Annotated in this window: 20 protein-coding genes; 4 read left to right on the forward strand and 16 right to left on the reverse strand. The window is 33.5% G+C overall.

Going from position 1 to position 18,996, the window contains the following annotated elements; all coding sequences use genetic code 11:
* Positions 1-116 precede the first annotated feature (116 nt).
* Positions 117-647, forward strand: coding sequence for a nuclear transport factor 2 family protein (locus tag OO775_RS10240; RefSeq protein ID WP_264847002.1), 531 nt, complete (start codon positions 117-119; stop codon positions 645-647).
* A gap of 94 nt (positions 648-741) precedes the next feature.
* Here the strand turns inward: OO775_RS10240 and obgE are convergent, their stop codons facing one another.
* Positions 742-1,752: a GTPase ObgE gene (gene obgE, locus OO775_RS10245; protein WP_264847003.1), complete on the reverse strand. Its 1,011-nt coding sequence runs from the start codon at positions 1,750-1,752 to the stop codon at positions 742-744.
* A 337-nt stretch (positions 1,753-2,089) separates the two neighbouring features.
* On the opposite strand from obgE, the gene OO775_RS10250 reads away from it, so the two are divergent.
* From OO775_RS10250 to pth, 3 genes are all read left to right on the forward strand, one after another.
* Complete coding sequence (locus OO775_RS10250; RefSeq protein ID WP_264847020.1) at positions 2,090-3,340, forward strand: lytic transglycosylase domain-containing protein; 1,251 nt, start codon at positions 2,090-2,092, stop codon at positions 3,338-3,340.
* Between the two features lie 131 nt (positions 3,341-3,471).
* The gene (locus OO775_RS10255) at positions 3,472-5,238 is read left to right on the forward strand and encodes a 1-deoxy-D-xylulose-5-phosphate synthase (RefSeq protein WP_264847004.1); all 1,767 of its coding nucleotides are present in this window, start codon (positions 3,472-3,474) and stop codon (positions 5,236-5,238) included.
* 3 nt (positions 5,239-5,241) lie between these two features.
* Positions 5,242-5,808, forward strand: coding sequence for an aminoacyl-tRNA hydrolase (gene pth, locus OO775_RS10260; RefSeq protein ID WP_264847005.1), 567 nt, complete (start codon positions 5,242-5,244; stop codon positions 5,806-5,808).
* Between the two features lie 10 nt (positions 5,809-5,818).
* On the opposite strand, the gene dut is transcribed toward pth, so the two are convergent.
* The 15 genes from dut to OO775_RS10335 all read right to left on the reverse strand — a co-directional run bounded on the left by dut (position 5,819) and on the right by OO775_RS10335 (position 18,915).
* Positions 5,819-6,250: a dUTP diphosphatase gene (gene dut, locus OO775_RS10265; protein ID WP_264847021.1), complete on the reverse strand. Its 432-nt coding sequence runs from the start codon at positions 6,248-6,250 to the stop codon at positions 5,819-5,821.
* Positions 6,251-6,263: 13 nt separating this feature from the next.
* Positions 6,264-6,740 (reverse strand): regulatory protein RecX, encoded by a 477-nt coding sequence (locus OO775_RS10270; RefSeq protein ID WP_264847006.1) that lies wholly within the window; start codon positions 6,738-6,740, stop codon positions 6,264-6,266.
* Positions 6,741-6,779: 39 nt separating this feature from the next.
* Positions 6,780-7,223, reverse strand: coding sequence for a hypothetical protein (locus tag OO775_RS10275; RefSeq protein ID WP_264847007.1), 444 nt, complete (start codon positions 7,221-7,223; stop codon positions 6,780-6,782).
* A 78-nt stretch (positions 7,224-7,301) separates the two neighbouring features.
* Positions 7,302-8,654 (reverse strand): TolC family protein, encoded by a 1,353-nt coding sequence (locus OO775_RS10280; protein WP_264847008.1) that lies wholly within the window; start codon positions 8,652-8,654, stop codon positions 7,302-7,304.
* A 555-nt stretch (positions 8,655-9,209) separates the two neighbouring features.
* Positions 9,210-9,875, reverse strand: coding sequence for an ABC transporter ATP-binding protein (locus OO775_RS10285; RefSeq protein ID WP_264847009.1), 666 nt, complete (start codon positions 9,873-9,875; stop codon positions 9,210-9,212).
* Between the two features lie 2 nt (positions 9,876-9,877).
* A complete protein-coding gene (locus OO775_RS10290; protein ID WP_264847010.1) occupies positions 9,878-10,960 on the reverse strand; it encodes an efflux RND transporter periplasmic adaptor subunit in 1,083 nt (360 codons plus the stop codon).
* A gap of 104 nt (positions 10,961-11,064) precedes the next feature.
* Positions 11,065-12,312, reverse strand: a complete 1,248-nt coding sequence (locus tag OO775_RS10295) for an ABC transporter permease (protein ID WP_264847011.1) — start codon at positions 12,310-12,312, stop codon at positions 11,065-11,067.
* Between the two features lie 246 nt (positions 12,313-12,558).
* Positions 12,559-13,164 carry a YIP1 family protein gene (locus OO775_RS10300; protein ID WP_264847012.1) on the reverse strand — a complete coding sequence of 202 codons (606 nt, stop codon included), beginning with the start codon at positions 13,162-13,164 and terminating at the stop codon, positions 12,559-12,561.
* Between the two features lie 72 nt (positions 13,165-13,236).
* Complete coding sequence (locus tag OO775_RS10305) at positions 13,237-14,508, reverse strand: alkaline phosphatase family protein (protein ID WP_264847013.1); 1,272 nt, start codon at positions 14,506-14,508, stop codon at positions 13,237-13,239.
* A gap of 949 nt (positions 14,509-15,457) precedes the next feature.
* The gene (locus OO775_RS10310; RefSeq protein ID WP_264847014.1) at positions 15,458-16,042 is read right to left on the reverse strand and encodes an SUKH-4 family immunity protein; all 585 of its coding nucleotides are present in this window, start codon (positions 16,040-16,042) and stop codon (positions 15,458-15,460) included.
* A gap of 20 nt (positions 16,043-16,062) precedes the next feature.
* Complete coding sequence (locus OO775_RS10315; RefSeq protein ID WP_264847015.1) at positions 16,063-16,812, reverse strand: hypothetical protein; 750 nt, start codon at positions 16,810-16,812, stop codon at positions 16,063-16,065.
* A 40-nt stretch (positions 16,813-16,852) separates the two neighbouring features.
* Positions 16,853-17,407, reverse strand: coding sequence for a DUF4303 domain-containing protein (locus tag OO775_RS10320; RefSeq protein WP_264847016.1), 555 nt, complete (start codon positions 17,405-17,407; stop codon positions 16,853-16,855).
* 54 nt (positions 17,408-17,461) lie between these two features.
* Positions 17,462-18,004 carry an imm11 family protein gene (locus OO775_RS10325; RefSeq protein ID WP_264847017.1) on the reverse strand — a complete coding sequence of 181 codons (543 nt, stop codon included), beginning with the start codon at positions 18,002-18,004 and terminating at the stop codon, positions 17,462-17,464.
* A gap of 65 nt (positions 18,005-18,069) precedes the next feature.
* Positions 18,070-18,213: a bacteriocin immunity protein gene (locus OO775_RS10330; RefSeq protein WP_264847018.1), complete on the reverse strand. Its 144-nt coding sequence runs from the start codon at positions 18,211-18,213 to the stop codon at positions 18,070-18,072.
* A 33-nt stretch (positions 18,214-18,246) separates the two neighbouring features.
* Positions 18,247-18,915, reverse strand: a complete 669-nt coding sequence (locus OO775_RS10335) for a hypothetical protein (RefSeq protein WP_264847019.1) — start codon at positions 18,913-18,915, stop codon at positions 18,247-18,249.
* Between the last annotated feature and the right edge of the window lie 81 nt (positions 18,916-18,996).

The raw sequence follows: 18,996 nt of genomic DNA on the forward strand, positions 1-18,996 counted from the left end.
GTTGCTATAATATTCATATTATAGCAACTTTTTTTTAATATTTTTTTGTATAATAATTAAAATAATGTACCTTTGCAACCTATTTTTTTTAGTATAAATCTATATTTTTTTAACAAATGAAACAATTTTTTATTCTATCTACTCTACTTCTGACTTCAATAAATAGTTTTTGCCAACATACAAAATCGAATACCTATTCACAAAAACAAACTTTATTAGAAGATAAACAAGCTCTTCGAGAACTTGTCGATGATATATCAATACTTACAGATGATAAAAATACTTCGTTACAAGTACTTTTATTTACAGAAAATGCTACAATGGAAAGCTATCAAGATAGTCAACTCTTGTCAAAAAGGTCAGGAAGGAAACAAATAACCGAATTCTTTAACGAATATCTTGATCTATTTGAAACAACCTACCATACCAATGGACAACAAAAACTAACCATTAAAGGCAATAAAGCAACTGGAGTTACCTATTGTCAGGCAGTACTTATCAGCAAGCAAGATGGGCATCACCTTAGAACTACCAGTGGAATTATTTATTACGATACTTACGTAAAAGAAAAAGGTAAATGGTATATCGCCAAGCGAATTACCAATATTCGTTGGAGTGATGTGAAAGAATTAAAAATAGGTCAATGATAATAAAACAAATAGCCCGAAAGTATTCGGGCTATTCTATTTATTCTAAATCTACCTGCTCTAATCAGGTTACAAACTTTATCTATATAAAAATTTATGATTTGGAGTGCGTTTTAAGGATATCCCAAAGCATATCTTTCAGTTGGGTAATGCCTTTACCAGATACCGCCGAAATGAATAGATAAGGTGTGCCTCCAAACTTTCCTTTTATCTCCGTATCAATTGCTATTTGTAGCTCATCGTCAAGCATATCGCTCTTAGAAATTGCAATAATGCGCTCCTTATCCAACAATTCAGGATTGTATGCTTTGAGTTCGTTTAGCAAGATATGATATTGTTCCAAAATATTACTATCGGCAGGTATCAGAAAAAGTAGAGTCGCATTGCGTTCAATATGCCGCAAGAAGTAATGCCCCAAACCTTTCCCCTGCGAAGCTCCTTCTATAATACCCGGTATATCAGCTATGGCAAACGACTGATAATCACGATGCTGAACAATTCCCAAGTTGGGTTTCATCGTAGTAAAGGGATAGTCCGCAATCTTGGGCTTTGCAGAAGTGAGAACCGACAAGAGTGTTGATTTTCCAGCATTTGGAAAGCCAACCAAACCTACATCAGCCAAAATTTTAAGCTCTAAAAGTATCTCTAACTCCTCTCCCGCAATACCAGGTTGAGCATATCGAGGCGTTTGATTGGTTGCTGAGCGAAAGTGCCAGTTTCCCAATCCACCTTTTCCTCCTTTTAGAATCGCTTTTTCCTCCTTATCTTGTGTTATTTCACAGAGAATCTCTCCTGTTTCAGCATTTTTAACAAGTGTACCTAAGGGTACGTCAAGAAATACGTCATTTCCATCAGCTCCTGTACTGCGATTACTTCCTCCATCTTGCCCGTTTCCTGCTCTGAAATGCTTCTCAAATTTGAAATGAATTAGTGTCCATAGGTTTTTATTTCCTCGAACGATAATATTCCCGCCACGTCCACCATCGCCACCATCGGGTCCTCCTTTGGGAACAAATTTTTCTCTGTGTAAGTGCATAGAGCCTTTGCCGCCGTTGCCCGATGTCACAAAAACTTTTACATAATCGGTAAAATTTCCTTCTGTCATAGCCTAAAATATTTCGGCAAAAATACAATTTTTTACGGATTTGTTTTTACAAAAATAGAATTTTCATTGTCTAACAGAAAAAATACTTTATCTATAAACTTTAATTTTCGATTAAAAAAACTTTTTTTATGATTTATTGAGTCAAAATGAAAAGTTTAACGAATAATATTTTATTTATTGAAAATAGATTAAGATATTTGCACCCGCAACTATTTTGAAAAGAATGATTCGAACACTAACCATAGGGCTGATACTTTTGACCTCATCTACCTTCGCACAATATGGAAGTAGAGATTTGGTTTCTAACGATACTATTCAGCAAATAGAGAGGCAATCCATGGGAATGATGAATGCCTCTGAAGGAAACCTCTCTGGTTTTAATTCGCCACAAAAAGAAGGTATTATCAATCTTCAAGATAATATCAAAGCAAAGCATTACGACCAAAAGTGGCTCAAAGAACTTTCAGACAAAAATGTATTTACGAATTTGTATGCAGATATCCACAAATCATACGATGCTGATGTTACATTTGAGGAATTGTCTACCGACCTTTTGAGACAACGATTAGAACTCTTGAATCAAAAAACACCATTTCATATTGAATATAACCCCATTTTGGAACGAGTTATCAAAACTTTTCTCAAAAATAGAAGAGAAGCCTTGCAGCGGTTAATGAATATTAGTCAATATTATTTCCCTATGTTTGAACAAGAGTTAGTTAAACATAAAATTCCACTTGAAATCAAATACTTAGCCATTGTAGAATCGGCACTAAATCCAAAAGCAGGTTCACGTATGGGAGCTCAAGGACTTTGGCAATTTATGTACCAAACAGGTAAAATGTATGGGCTTGAAGTAAGTAATTATGTTGATGAAAGAAGCGACCCTTTACGCTCAACACAAGCTGCAATGAAGTATTTGAATCGGTTATATAGTATTTTCGGCGATTGGGATTTAGTTTTGGCAGCATATAACTCGGGACCAGGCAATGTTACCAAAGCTATGAGACGTTCTGGAGGTAAAACTAATTATTGGAATTTACGTCCATATCTTCCAAATGAAACAGCAGGATATATACCCGCATTCTTGGCGACACTTTATATTTTTGAATATGCCAAAGAACACGGATTTAGACCTGAAAAACGAAATAATATATTCTTTGACACCGATACCATTCAGGTAAAACGACATATTCCTTTTCAAGATATTGCTGATGTAGTTGGAATGACTGAGCAAGAAATAGAATTTCTTAATCCATCGTATTCACTAAATGTTGTGCCTTATGTAGAAGGAAAGAATTATGGATTGAGGTTACCTATTGAAGTCATTGGGAAATTTGTTAATAATGAAGAAATAATATATGCTTATATTGACCAAAGGTTGTCAGAAAGAGAAAAACCATTGCCTGAATTGCTGAAAAATTCTTCTACTCTAAGTCAGGGAGGGAAATATCATAAAGTACAAAAAGGAGATAATTTGGGGCGAATTGCCGCCAAATATGGAACTACAATAACTAATTTGAAAAAATGGAATAACCTTAAAGGGACTAATATACAAGTAGGTCAAAGACTTATTGTGAGGCGATAAGAGATTTATTTTTCGTTTTTTTTCATAATATTTATTTTTTAGTAGTTTAAGTGAGGAAACATTTCCTCACTTTTTTTGAAATCTATACAGATTTAAGTTCTATTACGAAAAAAAATACTACTTTTGTTGCGATGAAATCTTTGTTAGAACATATCATTTCTCCTGTAGATTTACGAAAAATTCCTCAGAGAGACTTGCCTCTTTTGGCACAACAAATGCGTGATTTTATTCTAGACATTGTTGCTGCCAAAGAAGGTCATTTGGGTGCAAGTTTAGGTGTAGTTGAACTAACAATAGCTTTGCATTATATATTTAACACCCCTGACGATATTTTAGTTTGGGACGTGGGACACCAAGCCTACGGACATAAATTACTTACTGGCAGGCGTTTAGCTTTTGAAAAAAATAGACAATGGGGAGGAATTTCAGGTTTTCCGAAACAAAATGAAAGTTCTTTTGATAGTTTTGGTGTTGGACATTCTTCTACATCTATTTCAGCAGTGCTTGGCATGGCTACAGCTTCTCTTTTGCAGGGAAATTTAACTCGTAAACATATTGCTGTTATTGGAGATGCTTCTATCGTAAGTGGAATGGCTTTTGAGGCGCTTAATAATGCTGGTAAAAGCGGAACAAATCTGCTTATCATATTGAATGATAATCAAATGGGGATAGATCCTTCGGTAGGTGCCTTTCGAGATTATTTGGAAAAATTAGGAACTTTCGCCTCAAAAGATACTTTTTTTTCTGCATTACAAATTGAATATTTGGGCAGTATAGATGGACATAATTTTTCAGAACTTATCAATAGTTTTCAAAAGGCAAAACAAAGCCAAGCAGTTCAAATACTTCACGTAAGAACCCTAAAAGGAAAAGGATTTAAGCAAGCTGAAAAAAATCAAACAAAATATCATTCTCCAGGTAAATTTGATCGAAAAACAGGAAATATTCTTCCACAAGAAGACATTTTATTTGATAAATATCAAGATGTTTTTGGCAAAACATTACTCGAATTAGCATTAAAAAATTCAAAAATAATAGGGATTACTCCTGCAATGCTTACCGGAAGTTCACTTACCTATATGAAAGAAAAATTGCCCAAACGTACTTTTGATGTAGGAATAGCAGAACAACATGCCGTAACATTTGCCGCTGGATTAGCCACGCAGGGTATGCTACCTTATTGCGTCATATATTCTACTTTTCTCCAACGTGCTTATGACCAAATAATTCACGATATAGCTTTGCAAAATCTCCCTGTAATCTTATGTATTGACCGAGCAGGACTGGTAGGAGAAGATGGGGCAACTCATCAAGGAGTATTGGATATCGCTTTTTTGCGTTGTGTTCCCAATATGGTTATTTTAGCTCCTTCTAACGAAATAGAATTCCGTAATATGCTATATACCACTCAGTTACCTGATTGGAAATATCCTACCGCTATTCGCTATCCTCGTGGTAGAGGACACTTATCGCAATGGAATTTCCCTTTTGAAAAAATTGATTTCGGAAAAGCTCAATGTCTCCAAAAAGGACAGAAATATGCTATTTTAAGCATTGGAACCATAGCTAATAATGTACAACAAGCTCTTTTACAATGTGATAATTATAAAGATTTTTCACACTATGATATTCGTTTTATAAAACCCCTGAATGAGCAATTTTTGCATATTATTTTTAGTGATTATCAGGCAATTATTACTATCGAAGAGGGTATCGAAAAAGGTGGTTTTGGAAGCGCTATTGCAGAATTTGCTTCACTACACAAATATCATAACCCTCTGTATATCAAAGCAATTAAAGATGAATTTATAGAACATGGTAGTGTTGAAATACAAAAAAAATATGTAGGTTTAAGTACCGACAAGCTCGCTATTTTCTTTAAAAATTTTAAATCATAACAAATGAAAAAATTTCTTATAGTAGGTTTGGGAAATATAGGTGAAGAATACCGCTATACCCGACACAATATTGGTTTCTTAGCACTTGATTATATAGCCCAACATTATAATGCAAAATTTGAGACGCAACGTTTGGGCGATGTTCTCGAAATTAGACATAAAGGACGTATTTTTATTCTTTTGAAACCTTCTACTTATATGAATTTAAGTGGTAAAGCTATTCGGTATTGGCTTGAAAAAGAAAAAATTTCGCTAAATAATTTGTTAGTAATTACTGATGATTTGAATTTGCCTTTCGGAACACTACGAATGAAGAAAAAAGGAAGTGACGGAGGACATAATGGACTTAAAAACATTCAAGCAGAACTAAATACGACCGAATATGCTCGTTTTCGCTTTGGTATTAGTGATAATTTCGACAAAGGTAAACAAATAGATTATGTACTTGGACGTTGGAGTGAAGAAGAAATAAAACAACTTCCCGAACGCTTTGATAAAATACACCAAGCGATATTTTCTTTTGGACTTTCGGGAGTTGATATTACAATGAATACATTTAATAATAAGTAAGTATTATTACTTATTTCCCTGTACTTCCGAATCCTCCTTCTCCTCTTTGGGTAGTGCTAAGCGAAGTAACAGATTTCCACTGAATAGTTTCGTGTTGAGCTATGACCATTTGTGCAATACGTTCTCCGCTTTCTATAACAAAATTTTCTTGTGAAAAGTTTATCAAAATAACTCCTATTTCTCCTCGATAATCTGCATCAATAGTTCCAGGAGAGTTCAACACGGTTATTCCTTTTTTGAGTGCCAAACCACTACGCGGGCGTATTTGTGCTTCGTAACCTTGTGGCAATTCGATAAAAAGCCCTGTTTTGACAAGTACTCGTTCCAAAGGTTTTATGGTTATAGGTTCCGAAATATAGGCTTGAATATCCATGCCTGCTGATAATATAGTTTGATAAGCAGGTAATGGATTATTAGACTGATTGATAATTTTTATTTGTATCATAAATATTTAGTCAAAATGGGTATAATTCAGCTACTTTATCATATACCAAATGTGATTCCCAACCTTTATATAATAAATAATCTGCTAATTTTTTTCGAGCTTTGGAAGAATTTTTTTCTAAAATAGAATCATATTTGGTTTGAGCCAATTCTTCAAATACATCATAATAGGTTTCTTCTATTTCTTGCATAGCAAGTTGAATATTATACTGACTAATTCCTCGCATTTTCAGTTCGCGTTGAATTCGTATTCTTCCCCATTTTTTTATTTGAAATTTTCCTTGTGCAAAGTTTCGAGCAAAACGTTCTTCATTCAGATAATTTTCATTGATAAGATGCACTACAATATGATCAATAGCTTGGGGAATCATACGCATCTCTCGAAGTTTTTGTACCACTTCCTTATGACATCGTTCTTGGTAAGCACAATAGTTTTCGAGCTTGGCAGTAGCTTCACTCACAGTATAAGTTTTTACTTTTTCTTGCATAAATAGTACAAAATTGAATGAAGTAACATTTCTACTCTATTAAAAAGAAAGCCACGTAGCCCAAGGGATAACACCCAATATTAAAAGAAGCCCCAGAGCGTAAAAAAGGGCTATTTTGCCAAAAGCTCGCTGTGATGTTTTTTGTTTTTTATGTAAAGACCAACCCATTGTAATTAAAATGATACCTACAATTACTCCAAAAGGGTGTTCTACCAACATTTTTCGAAGATAAGCATCTTTCATAATGGCTGCTATTCCAAGAGTTTTCCAACCATTGAATAGTGGAGAAATAAAATATAAAACAATTCCCAAAAGTAACTGAATATGAGTAACTATGAGTGTAAAAAGACCTATTCTGTAATCGGGTTGTTTGTAATCTCTTTTTGAAAAAAAGCCAATACAAGCATTGATAATTGCTACCAAAATGAGTATAAGAACCAAATAAGCCCACCATGAATGAGTCATTTTTAAAATTTCGTACATAACTATTATTTTTTTATTTTGGGGGCAAAAATAATAAATAATCAACGAAATAAAAATATTTTCAAAAAAACTTTTTACCTATTGTTGTATATAGAATTCTAATAATTTCTTTTTGAGTAAATATTCAAACTTAGCTGAACTTACACGAGCTTGGGCTATTAACAGATTTTCCTTAGCGATGTTGTAATCACTGATGGTAAGTGTCCCGCTGTTGAACTTTTGATTGATATGAAATAAAATTGTTTCGGTGCGTTGTACCTGTGACTCGGCGGTTTGGTATTTTTTCTTAGCAACATCAATCTCTACGATGAGTTTGCGTATTTTTTCGTTCAAATTCTTCTTATTTTGTTCTAATTCGTTCTTGGCTTGTTCGGTTTGATACTGATTTATTTTTAGGTTTTTACGAATTTGAAACACATTGGTCAGTGGTATATTCAAAGAAAGTCCGATATATCCCATTTGGTTGTTACGCAATTGGTCAGAAATAGAATAATCAGTCTGGGCGATGTTATTACCTGGCAGATAGATATAATTACCATTATTATCTAAGAGTGGTACTCTACTAGAAGAGTTGAACGAGCTTCCATACGAGGCATTCAAAGAGAGTGTAGGATACAAAGCGCTTCTTGTTTGCTTGGCTGAAAACTCCATAGCGGTTATTTTACTTATTGCCGAAGCTATTTCGGGAAGGCGATCCACTATTTGACTTATAGATTGGTCATTTAGATTTTCAGAAAGCAAATCGGGTTCTATATTTTCAACATCAAAAGTTTCATAATCGGTAATATGAAGCAAATTACACATATCTATTTTTGCTATAAGCAAATTCCCTTGTGCAGATGATATTGCATAAAGTTCATCATCTCTTTGTGCCAACATATTTTGCAATTTTTCTTCGGTAAGATTACCTACTTGATACATTTGTTGGGCTTTTTCAATGTTAATATCTGAAACTTCTAATTGTTTTTGTGCTGAGGCAATCAATTCTTTATTCAAAAGAATTGTAACATAAGCCTGAATAACTGAAAGAGACAAATTATTACGAACCACTTGGGCATCATATTTTGAAATATCCCAATCTACAAGTGATTTTTTGACCGAATAATATTTGCGAAGACCTCCAAACAATTCTGCCGAAGCTCCTATACTTAAATTAGTCGAATTATTAGTACTTGTTTTGATGTATTGCATTGTCCTAGCATCATTTTCTCTTCGTATTTGTGTCTGATTTGATGCAGAAATCCCAACATTGGGTATATTTCCAAGTCTTGAAAATTCAACAACTTCCTTTGCATACTTTTCTGACAATTCTGCATTACGACTACTCAAATTATGTGTTTTAGCTTGCGAAATACATTCTTCAAGTGTCCATTTTTTCTGTGAAAAGCAGCATATAGGAAATAAAAAAGCTATAATATAAATATTTTTCATAGAAAAAAAATTATTTATTGACATTATATACACTATTTATGATTCTTTTAATTTTATTTACTAAAAATTGAATTCTTTTTTATACCAATAAATTTATAATATCATAAATTTGAATTCAATTTCACGTCAAAAAATATTAAACAAACAAAAATTTAACTCTTTTTTATACTAATAAATTTATAATCTCATAAATTTGAATTCAATTTTGCATTAAAAACATTATATAAACAAAATTTGAATTCAATTTCATACAAATAAATATCTAATCACAACAAATTGAATTCAATCCTTTATAAAAAATATCAAAAAAAATAAAAATTGAATTATTTTTTTCATTATTAAATTACAAATATAAATAAATTGAATTCAATTCTACGCAAATAAACATTAAATAACTAAAACTTGAATTCAATTTTACACAAACAAACCTTTAATCACAATAAATTGAATTCAATTCTATCTAAAAAAACATCAAATAACTAAAAATTGAATTCAATTTTACTTAAATAAAAATCTGAAAACCAGAAATTGAATTCAATTTTAGGCTACACAATTTCAATTTGAAGCAATTTGACCATCAACTACACGTATTAGTCTTTTAGTTTGGTCTGCAATATCCTGTTCGTGGGTTACAATAACTACCGTTCGGTTATCGTTATTTATATCTTTGAATATTTGCATTACTTCGGCGGTAGTTTTAGAGTCAAGCTGCCCTGTGGGTTCATCAGCAAGTATAAGAGGAGGCTCACTAACCAGTGCACGAGCTATAGCAACTCGTTGTCGTTGCCCACCAGAAAGCTCATTGGGGAAATGCGTTGCCCAGTCTGCCAAACCAAGTGATTCTAATTTCTCTAAGGCTTTTTTGTCTCGAATTTTCTTTGAAACATTTTGATAAAAGAGCGGAAGGGAAACATTTTCCATTACATTTTTGTAGGGAATTAAGTTTGCGGACTGAAACACGAATCCTATAAATTTGCTACGATAATATGACAACTCTTTTTTGGATAATTGATTCATATTTTGGTCATTAAATAGATAAGTTCCGCTGTCGTAACTATCCAGAAGCCCAACAATATTCATAAGTGTCGATTTTCCAGAGCCAGAAGCCCCCATTATAGACACCATTTCCCCCGAATCAATCCGAAGATTGATACCTCGAAGCACATGTAGGGCGTTATGCTCTGTTCGATACGTTTTGTGTATATCGCTTAGCTGTATCATGTTTATTTTGCTTTATCGGGGGTTGAAGAAAGGTCTTCAGCTGTTGGAAGTACTATTTTGTCGGACTCAGAAAGCCCCTGAGTAACTTCGGTAAACTTCCCGTTAGACACACCCAGGGCTATTGACTTTTTATTTTTCCCTTTAGCATCTTTAACCATAACAAAGGTAGAATCATTTCGATAAATAATATAGTTTTCTGGCAAAGATAGTGCTTGTTTTTTACTATTTAGGATAATTTCTGCCGTTGCCGAATATCCAGAGCGAATCGTTGGCATCTGATTATCGACCGGGAACTCTGCATCGAGTGTGTATTTCATAATTCCGTTTTCAATCACTCCTTTGGCAGATATTTTATTAACCACAGCGATGGTTTTAAGATTTTTGTAGGCATTAAAAGAAAGCGAAATGGTGTCACCAATTTGTATATGCTCCAAATATTGTTCTGCCACTTGCGTACGGAAAACAAATTGCCCCATCTGTGCCAATACCGCTACTGTTGTTCCCGGATTGAAGTTATTTCGTTCCACTATCGAAGCTCCGCTCTCCAAAGGAAGGTCAATTACCGTTCCTTCTATGCTCGATTTAACAATATTAGAGATTTGTGAAGAAGAAGCTACCTTCCCTTTTTTCTGAATATCTAATTGATTCTGTACCGACACCAATTGTTCTTTGGCAGTATCGTAGTTTCTCTGCGCTTCTTCCATCTCCGATTTTGAAATAGTGTTCGTTGCGAATAATTTTTCAGACCGCTCATAGCTAAGTTTCACGGCATCGAAATTAATTTTGGCCAATCGAACATTATTCTCCAAACGTTCTAACTCAATTGCACTTGGTACAAGCCCAACTGAAGCAATTGGAGTTCCTTTTTCAACTCTATCACCTATTTTGACGAAAATTTCACTCAAAATTCCCGATAATTGAGGTTTAATCTCTATTTCTTTGACCGGATATACATTGCCCGGTATATAAATTTCCTCTTTTATATCTCTTTTTTCGAGTGAAGTTATTTTTTCGTTTGCAGTATCCTTACTTGACGAGGCTATTTTATACACAATAAAGCCAACTACAAGTATAATTATAGTCATAATGCTCCATTTTATTGCTTTCATCTTACTAATTTATTTAAAAATTTATTTGATTATCCTATTTTTGTATCTTTTTTTAGTTAGAGAAAGTAGAAAATCCCTTGCTAACCTCTATTTTCGTGTCTGATAGCATCAACAGGCTGAATATTAGATGCTTTTATGGCGGGGAAAAGTCCAGCCAACACACCCGATATCGTCATTATGACCAATGCACCAAAAGCCACACCAAAATCGAACACAGTTCGCTTCAACGGAAATGAAGACTCCCCTCCTGCCGATAAAACAAAGTCTATCAGTTGTAAAATACCAAAAGCGAGCAACGTACCGATAATCCCTGAAAGTAACGTAATGCTAAGTGCCTCTATGAGTATCTGCCAAATAATATTGGAGGGCGTTGCTCCCACTGCCATTCGTATTCCTATCTCGCTGGTACGCTCTTTTACGATGATAAACATAATGTTACTAATGCTAATCATCCCACTTATAAGGAAACATATCCCTACTATCCATATAAAGATACTTAATCCATTGAAAACTCCCGATATCGCATTTAAATTCTCTTCAATCGCCTGTATATATATGGCTCTATCATCATCATTGGCGAAATTAAGTTTGTTAGCCAAGTAGTTTTTAAGTTTTTTGGCAAATATACTTGGCGAAACTTCGGCTTCATCTTTTAAATAAAGACTAAATCCTTGAATATCGGGCGTATCTTGAATATTTCGAATGAAAGAAGTATGCGGAATATAGACATAGTTTTCATCTTGTTGTGTAATTATATCATCATTGCGCATCACTCCAACTATAGTATAATAAACACCTCCCACGTTTATCATTTTGTCTATGGGTTGAGCGCTTCCAAAGAGATTTGTAGCCACTTTCTTCCCTATGATGGCTATGTTACGTGCATTTCTATCGTCAGACGGATTGAATTTGCGACTTCCATCTCTCATTTTAGGGCTAATCATTTCAAAATATTGAGAAGTTACCCCCGAAACTGAAGCCGACGTATTTCGTTTTTCAAAAATAACATTCTTAGATACCGCCGACATAGGTGAGACACCCTTAACTTCTGAAAATCTACGTTCAATATCTTTCAAAAGATACTTATCAAAAACAATAGGACGCCCTTCGTTCATATTTTTGTATTGTTTGGAAGTAATTCCTCCCCAAACACCAATGGTTTTGCGTGAGAAACCTTTAAGTGAATCCTGAACACCAAGCTCTAAGCCTTTCCCTACTCCCAAAAGTGACACCAGAATCATTATTCCCCACAAAATACCAAAACCCGACATAAAAGTACGAACCTTATTCTGCCGAATTGAATGCCATATTTCTTTAAGTATTTCCATACGATTCAGGCTATGTTTCTTTTCTCATCTTGTAAAACTCTATTTAAGAGTATTTTTTGACAATGCAAAGTTATAAAAATATTTTCATACTATGCAATACAAAGTAGCTATTTTTTATAATCTTTTTTTCCTATTTTAGAATACCTTTTTAAATCAATTGATTATAAACAGAGACGAAATGTATCATTTTCGGTATATTTTATATTCTATTTTTTAATAAAATATACTTTACATAAATTATTATTTCTACATTTGTTGTAACTCAGTTGATACATTTTGTATCACAATAGAAAATAAAGTAAATATCAATACAGGCACAGCCGCCACAACGATTGCTTGCCAAATTTTTATTTCGCAAACATACCAAATCACGCCAACCATATAGGCTACAAAGAATATATTGAACAAATGCCCAATGTATTGATATTCGCCTATAAGTTTTTGCACTTCAAAAGCGGTTTGGTAATCAGTGAAATCAACTTCGCCTAAAAAATAAATGGTAAGCGTAGCGCTTATTATCGAAAAAATATACCCATAAGAAGATAGAAGCAAAATACGCTTAAACGAACTATTTCTATTGAAAATTAGTGCCAACAAGAAAAATACTCCCGCATAAAAAAGCCAACCAATAATAGAAGTAATAAAAGATGACCCCAAGGTGATGTATTTGGTAACATTCATCACCTTGGCAAAGGTTTCATTATCAGTCATACTTTTTTCCACAGCCATTACTTGCTGTGTAACATCGAAAGCCATATATCCTAAATACGAAAAAAGTATTGCCATAACAAGCACAATCGAAATACCATACATTGATGATATTTTCTCTAATTGGTAGAAAAAATTTTTCATAATCAATCTTTTTATATTAAAATTAAGACAAATTTACATATAAAAATTTTTTCAAACAACAAAACTGCTCATTTATTTGAGTATCGGAGCTAAAATTTCAGTTTTCCCATCAATATTCGGAGGATTATCTACGCCAAGAAGACGAGTAATAAACGGATAAATATTTACATTTTCAAAAGGAGGAATTTTATAATTCGATTTAATATTTTTACCTACGGCAAAGAAAATAGAAGCCATCTCTGGTGTAACATAAGGATCATATCCGTGCGTTCCCCATGTATATTTGCGTTTAGCGACAGCATCTTTTTTATTTTTGAGCATATAATAGGGAGCATCAGTTATAATAAGAATATCACCTATATTTTCGTGTTTATTATAATGCCAATGTTCGGGAGTTTCTTCTTTTTTATAAACTGAAACGAAAGGTTTTTTGACAAAATATTTTTTGATTTCTTGATAAACAGCCTCTTTGTCTGCATCTTCTTTAAGATAGACTTGACAATGCATGCCATTATTTATAAAAGAAGCTTTGTTTGCCAATCTTTTTTCAATAGTTTCTAAAAACACTAATCGACTTGGAAGACTTTTCATATCAATCATTCCATGGTCAGAGGTAATAATTACTGTTATGGGAAGATCTATTTTGTTAATGCCCTCAATTATAAGCCCTACAAGGCGATCAGCTTCTAGAGTAGCTTCCTTTATTTCTGAGGAATTCGTTCCTGTGTGATGCCCTACCGTATCAACAAATTCAAAATACAATGTAACTAACCGAGGACGATCTTCATCAGGCATTTTGAACCATCTGATGACTTGTTCAATACGTTTTTCGTATGGTGTATTAGAATCGAACGGATAATAATATGTAGGATGCTCACCATGTATAGGTGCTTCTGACCCAACCCAAAAATATGATGCTGTTTTCATTCCGTTTTTCTGCAACCACTGCCAAAGAGGTGTGCCTCCGTAATACGCTGCATTTTCAACGGCTTTTCTGTTGGGAATAGAATATTGACTTTGAAGCGTTTTAGAAAAAAATTTGTTATCAACAATGCCGTGATTACCTGGATACATTCCAGTTATAATACTATAATGATTGGGAAATGTTTTACTGGGAAACGAAGAAATAAGCCCCTCACAATAAGAACCTTGTTTCATCAGTTTTTTGAAATTGGGCAAATCAAACTTCGTAACATAATCATTTCGAAATCCGTCAAAAGAAATCAAAAGTACATAATTTTTAGGCTTTGAGCTATGTCCAATTTCTTCTGTTGAATTTTTTTTAGTAGTTTTACACGAGAAAACTAACATTAGGATTGCAAGAAAAAATATAATTCGTTTCATTCAAAATAATTTGAGCGCACAAATTTACAAAAAATAAAAATTATCTAAAAAAAAATAAAAAAAATCATCAATATCCAAACAATTGATATTAAAATTCAAGATGATAATTAAAACCAACTATTGAACATAGGGCTTTTAGTTTATTCTGTATTCTGTTTCTACTCTCGCATTTTTCTGATATAATTTAACTTTGTAAAAGTACATTTATCGTTTATCTTTTGCTTCCTCTTCATTGGAAAACAAGTATTTAATATGATAAATGGGTTAAACTTCCAAATTATACACTACCTGACGGAATCCTTCCCATTTGGTGTGATTCATCAGGCTTGTAAGTTGTTCATTTTGAATATAAAGAATGATTTTCTGGTGATAAGTTTTATAATTATTAAAGTTGTCGCATTATATTTTGCTTTCAAGTTGTTTGTATTCTTGCCTTTCCCATTGGTCTTTTTGGATTTGTCGGGTGATTTTTTCGTTGTATTCAAGGTCAAAAAGGGCATTTAAACCATTATCTGTGAGGATAATTTGCTCTAAACTTACAATTTTGAGGTCATTTTATCGCTTATAATAGTCCGTCAAATTTCTTTTGTTCATTTTCTAAAATGGCACAAGATACCCTCTAAAATATCATCATACAAAGTATTAACTAAGAAAGTTTTCCTAAGTTTATCTTATCGTTGACATTGTTAAGAAGGCGTGAAATATATTGATATTCAGTCCAAAAACGATAATCACCCATAAGAATTATTCATACCACAAAGCCAAACTCTTTGTTCATTAGCTATTACTTTTTTCCTTTGCCATATATCCATGATAAGTTTTCAATATTGGTCAGGTATCTGATGACTTTTTTAAAATCATCAAAGCGAAAAAAAAATGTTTCATTGTTTTTGGGTTTTATAAAAGATTCTAACAAAAGTAAAAGAATATCTGAGAGGAGGCAAGTTAGCTATTCTTTTTCTTGCTCGTAGGTGTGCTTTGGCATTTTCAGCATTCTGTTTACGGCGTTGTGTATCAGGTGTGCAAAGCCATCTTCGAGGGTAAAAAGCTGATTTGACCAATAAGTTTCTTCGTTTTCTACGGCAGCTGGGTCAAAATCCTTGATGAAATGGGTGATGCGTTCCACCTCGGCTTCCAGAGGAAAGTCTGCATCGGTGGGGTGGGCTTTGTACATAAAAATCCCTGCCATATACCGACAATAGTTCCTAAAAAATGCCGTAAGCGAACTATTGACAAATACCAAATTGGATTCGCTTTCGTAATAAAAATCGTATTTAAAGATTTTCCCCTCGTTGTCCATCACAAAATATTGCCTCTCAAAGCCAATCTTCCCAAAACACCAAAAATCCCCGAAAGGAATCCGTATCTGAGGCATTTCATCGGCAAAATGTACAAAATAAATCTGCTCGTGTTTGTTGTCGAGCAACTGCGGAATTTCGCTTTTGTAAATCGTTTCAAGGTCTTTTTCTTCGCTTTGGCGTTCTTGCAGAATGGTTACACCATCGGTTTGGAGGCATTTTAGTAAGTTCATCATTTGTATATAAAAAGTTGATTTTATGTATAATCAAAAGTGAAAAGCACAATGCGACTCACAGGCTCGTACACCAGGATAATGGCATCAGCACCGCTTCCGCAGTAATTATAACCAGCCACATTACCAATGTAGTAAAACGGATTGCCCTGATAGGTGATTTCAATGCCGTCATTGGGCAATTCTTCATCTCCAAAAAAGTCCTTTACCGTCATTTCAAAGGCTGTCGGCATTCCTTCTTCCTCGGCTGAACTTGTCCAGTTGCCGTACCAAAAACCACCGCCTATATCGTCTAAAAAATTCATAACATTGAGCTTTCCTTTGTATTCTGGATATTTCAAATTAACCAAATGCCCAAATTTAGCCACATTTTCTTTACTTTTTTGGAGGTTTTCTTTCATTTTTTGAAAATCTTTTTCCACTTCGCTGTTAAAATCCCAATGGTTGATGGCTGTTCGCAAGAAAAAACCTTCGTTGCCTAGAAATTCGTACTTATTATCTTCCGTTAGGCGGAAAGCCAACCAGTTGGGAGCCGTAAACTCATTGTGATGCTCTCGGGTTTCATCACCTATAAAACTTTCGTATGGCTCAAAAGGGCAAAGCATATGCAGAATTGTGTCTTTCCATTCGGGATTTATTTCCGCCAAATTGATAGAAATCAGTGGTAAAAAATGATCTTTTAGCCAAGGTTGTTTTTCTGAAAATATGTTTTCTGCTTCAGGAAATGCTTTCAAATTTTCGTTTAGTTTGTTTATGTTTTCTATTAAATTCATATTGTTTATAGTTTTAATTTGTTGATGAAAAGCAATTTTTTTATTTTATGATATTTTCAAATTCTTTTTTGTCGTTTAAGGCTTCTGCGGAACGATACAATAGAGAACCTTCACCATTTTCATCATAATCATCACTATAAAAAGCAAAAAGTAGTAGTCCGTTTTCCTTTCTGTTGCCAAAAACACCCTCTTCATCACATTTTTTAAGAGCATCAATGATACATTGTTCAAAATCTGCTCGGATTTGGTTGTATCTGTCGTAGTCGTCCAAGCCTTCTACAAGTGAATAGGCGGTGTCGTACAATTCTTCACTTATAGAAGTAAAATCTCCTTCGTAAAGTTCACAAACACCTGACCAAATGGCATCTAACAATCCGTTATATTCGGGGTCATAATCATCTGTCTTTTTCCAAGTTTCTATATCTTGTTGGGTAATTCCAGCGTTATTGGCTGCGAAAAAATCATCAACCAAAAAGAAATAATACGCTACAAGGTCTTTACCTTCCTTATCGGTTTGGTTTTTAATGAATTGGAAAGAATGGCGGATTTCTGCTTCAGCCAAAGCCTGAATTTTTTGTTTTTGTTCTTGAGTCATAATGTTGATATTTAAGTTTTTATGAAATTTAATGTTATTTTACATATTTCTATCTTATTTGATATTTACATATAATTTATGCTTTTCGATAAGATTTTTTAGTTTTTCCGAAATAAACCAATCCGTGTAACTATTTTTATCACGAGCGATGTAAAATTCGGGTAAATTTTCGTTATAAACGATGTTTCCGAAATAGTCCAAAGTTAGTTCTCCGTCTATTTCTTCGGTGTCTGATTTTTCATAGTCGATAAACTCCAAATATCGGTTTATTTTTCCCACAAAAAATTGTTTTTTGATGGTTTTTGCTTCAATTTCAATGGGATAAAAAGTTATTTCATTGCTCAATGTATCGGCTAAAATCTCCACAAAACGCTCCGAAAATATGGGTAAACTTACAAAGCCTATCAGAAAATCGACTTTCTCTAAATCACTATCCTTTACGCCTGTATCAGCTTTGCCAGTAAGGCTCATATATTGCAGAAACTTGCCGTCACCATCAGGAGCAACGAAATAATTAAACATTCTGTCCTCAGAGGCTTTCACTGTAACATAAATGCACTCGGCTCGTAATTTGGGGGATAATTGATATATTTTCATATTTTTTACAGTGTTATGGGTTTGTAGTTCAGTGCTTTATCGGCAATTTCTTCGGCTGAAAGTTTTTACCAATAAATATAATCAGAAATGTCTGGGTCAAGAACGCCTTTTTCTAATTCTTCTAAAATAGCATCTTCTTGCTCCTCAGAAAGGTCTTCGGTTCGGATTTTTTGTATCAAACTAATGATTTCTTCTTTACTAAGTGCCATAATTTATCTTATTTTCCAGATTTTTTTCTCTTACTATGATTCTATAATATCCCAAAATTTTTGCGGTAATGCCAAATATTTGATTTTGTGCGTTTTTTGTAATTTGTGTAAGGCGGAAATATCTTGCAATTTTTTAGCATAAGCAATTTCAAATTTTTCTAGTTTTTTCATATTTTCAATGCCTGACAGATTTTCAACAGACGGATGTACGAGCAAGAAATCTTTTAAATTTATCAAATCCGAAAACTCGCTTAAATCCTTGCCTTTGTACGACCAAATGTACAAACGCGTGAGTTTTGTAGCCTTGCCAATTCCCAAAATATTTGGCGAATAATCAAAACACAAATCTACTAAATTGGGGATTTTGGAAACATTGATTTGCAGTTTTTTACTCGGTTTTTTGATGTTTAAAACGCTTAATTTTTCCAAAGAATAGAGCGTTTCGATATTCAAAACTGCATCAATTTTAAAATTATCTTCAATGCTAAGTTCAGGTAAATCAGGATAATTTTGCAAAGGCAAAAAATCCAAAATCACTTTATCACTTGTGGTTTCAAATTTCCCAAAAAGTCCCACAAAATCAGCAGTAATTCTGATTCCGCAATTTTTCAATTTTGCGTATTTTATCCCTGAAGCTAAATGTTCAGGCAATACTTCCACGCAGTCGATACTTTCGTTGTAATGGTATGTTATTTTGTTCATTTTCAAATTTTTTTAGTTAAATCCAATCTTCAAAAGCAATCATTTTATCAAAAGTAAAAAAATTGTATATCCGTAATCACT

Origin of the sequence: Capnocytophaga catalasegens (assembly GCF_026005215.1) — a bacterium.
Taxonomy (GTDB): Bacteria; Bacteroidota; Bacteroidia; order Flavobacteriales; family Flavobacteriaceae; genus Capnocytophaga; species Capnocytophaga catalasegens.

Coding starts and splice junctions, on each gene's coding strand:
- OO775_RS10240 (WP_264847002.1), top strand. CDS start 117: ATGAAACAATTTTTTATTCTATCTACTCTACTTCTGACTTCAATAAAT.
- obgE (WP_264847003.1), bottom strand. CDS start 1,752: ATGACAGAAGGAAATTTTACCGATTATGTAAAAGTTTTTGTGACATCG.
- OO775_RS10250 (WP_264847020.1), top strand. CDS start 2,090: ATGGGAATGATGAATGCCTCTGAAGGAAACCTCTCTGGTTTTAATTCG.
- OO775_RS10255 (WP_264847004.1), top strand. CDS start 3,472: ATGAAATCTTTGTTAGAACATATCATTTCTCCTGTAGATTTACGAAAA.
- pth (WP_264847005.1), top strand. CDS start 5,242: ATGAAAAAATTTCTTATAGTAGGTTTGGGAAATATAGGTGAAGAATAC.
- OO775_RS10270 (WP_264847006.1), bottom strand. CDS start 6,740: ATGCAAGAAAAAGTAAAAACTTATACTGTGAGTGAAGCTACTGCCAAG.
- OO775_RS10275 (WP_264847007.1), bottom strand. CDS start 7,223: ATGTACGAAATTTTAAAAATGACTCATTCATGGTGGGCTTATTTGGTT.
- OO775_RS10280 (WP_264847008.1), bottom strand. CDS start 8,654: ATGAAAAATATTTATATTATAGCTTTTTTATTTCCTATATGCTGCTTT.
- OO775_RS10285 (WP_264847009.1), bottom strand. CDS start 9,875: ATGATACAGCTAAGCGATATACACAAAACGTATCGAACAGAGCATAAC.
- OO775_RS10290 (WP_264847010.1), bottom strand. CDS start 10,960: ATGACTATAATTATACTTGTAGTTGGCTTTATTGTGTATAAAATAGCC.
- OO775_RS10295 (WP_264847011.1), bottom strand. CDS start 12,312: ATGGAAATACTTAAAGAAATATGGCATTCAATTCGGCAGAATAAGGTT.
- OO775_RS10300 (WP_264847012.1), bottom strand. CDS start 13,164: ATGAAAAATTTTTTCTACCAATTAGAGAAAATATCATCAATGTATGGT.
- OO775_RS10305 (WP_264847013.1), bottom strand. CDS start 14,508: ATGAAACGAATTATATTTTTTCTTGCAATCCTAATGTTAGTTTTCTCG.
- OO775_RS10310 (WP_264847014.1), bottom strand. CDS start 16,042: ATGATGAACTTACTAAAATGCCTCCAAACCGATGGTGTAACCATTCTG.
- OO775_RS10315 (WP_264847015.1), bottom strand. CDS start 16,812: ATGAATTTAATAGAAAACATAAACAAACTAAACGAAAATTTGAAAGCA.
- OO775_RS10320 (WP_264847016.1), bottom strand. CDS start 17,407: ATGACTCAAGAACAAAAACAAAAAATTCAGGCTTTGGCTGAAGCAGAA.
- OO775_RS10325 (WP_264847017.1), bottom strand. CDS start 18,004: ATGAAAATATATCAATTATCCCCCAAATTACGAGCCGAGTGCATTTAT.
- OO775_RS10330 (WP_264847018.1), bottom strand. CDS start 18,213: ATGGCACTTAGTAAAGAAGAAATCATTAGTTTGATACAAAAAATCCGA.
- OO775_RS10335 (WP_264847019.1), bottom strand. CDS start 18,915: ATGAACAAAATAACATACCATTACAACGAAAGTATCGACTGCGTGGAA.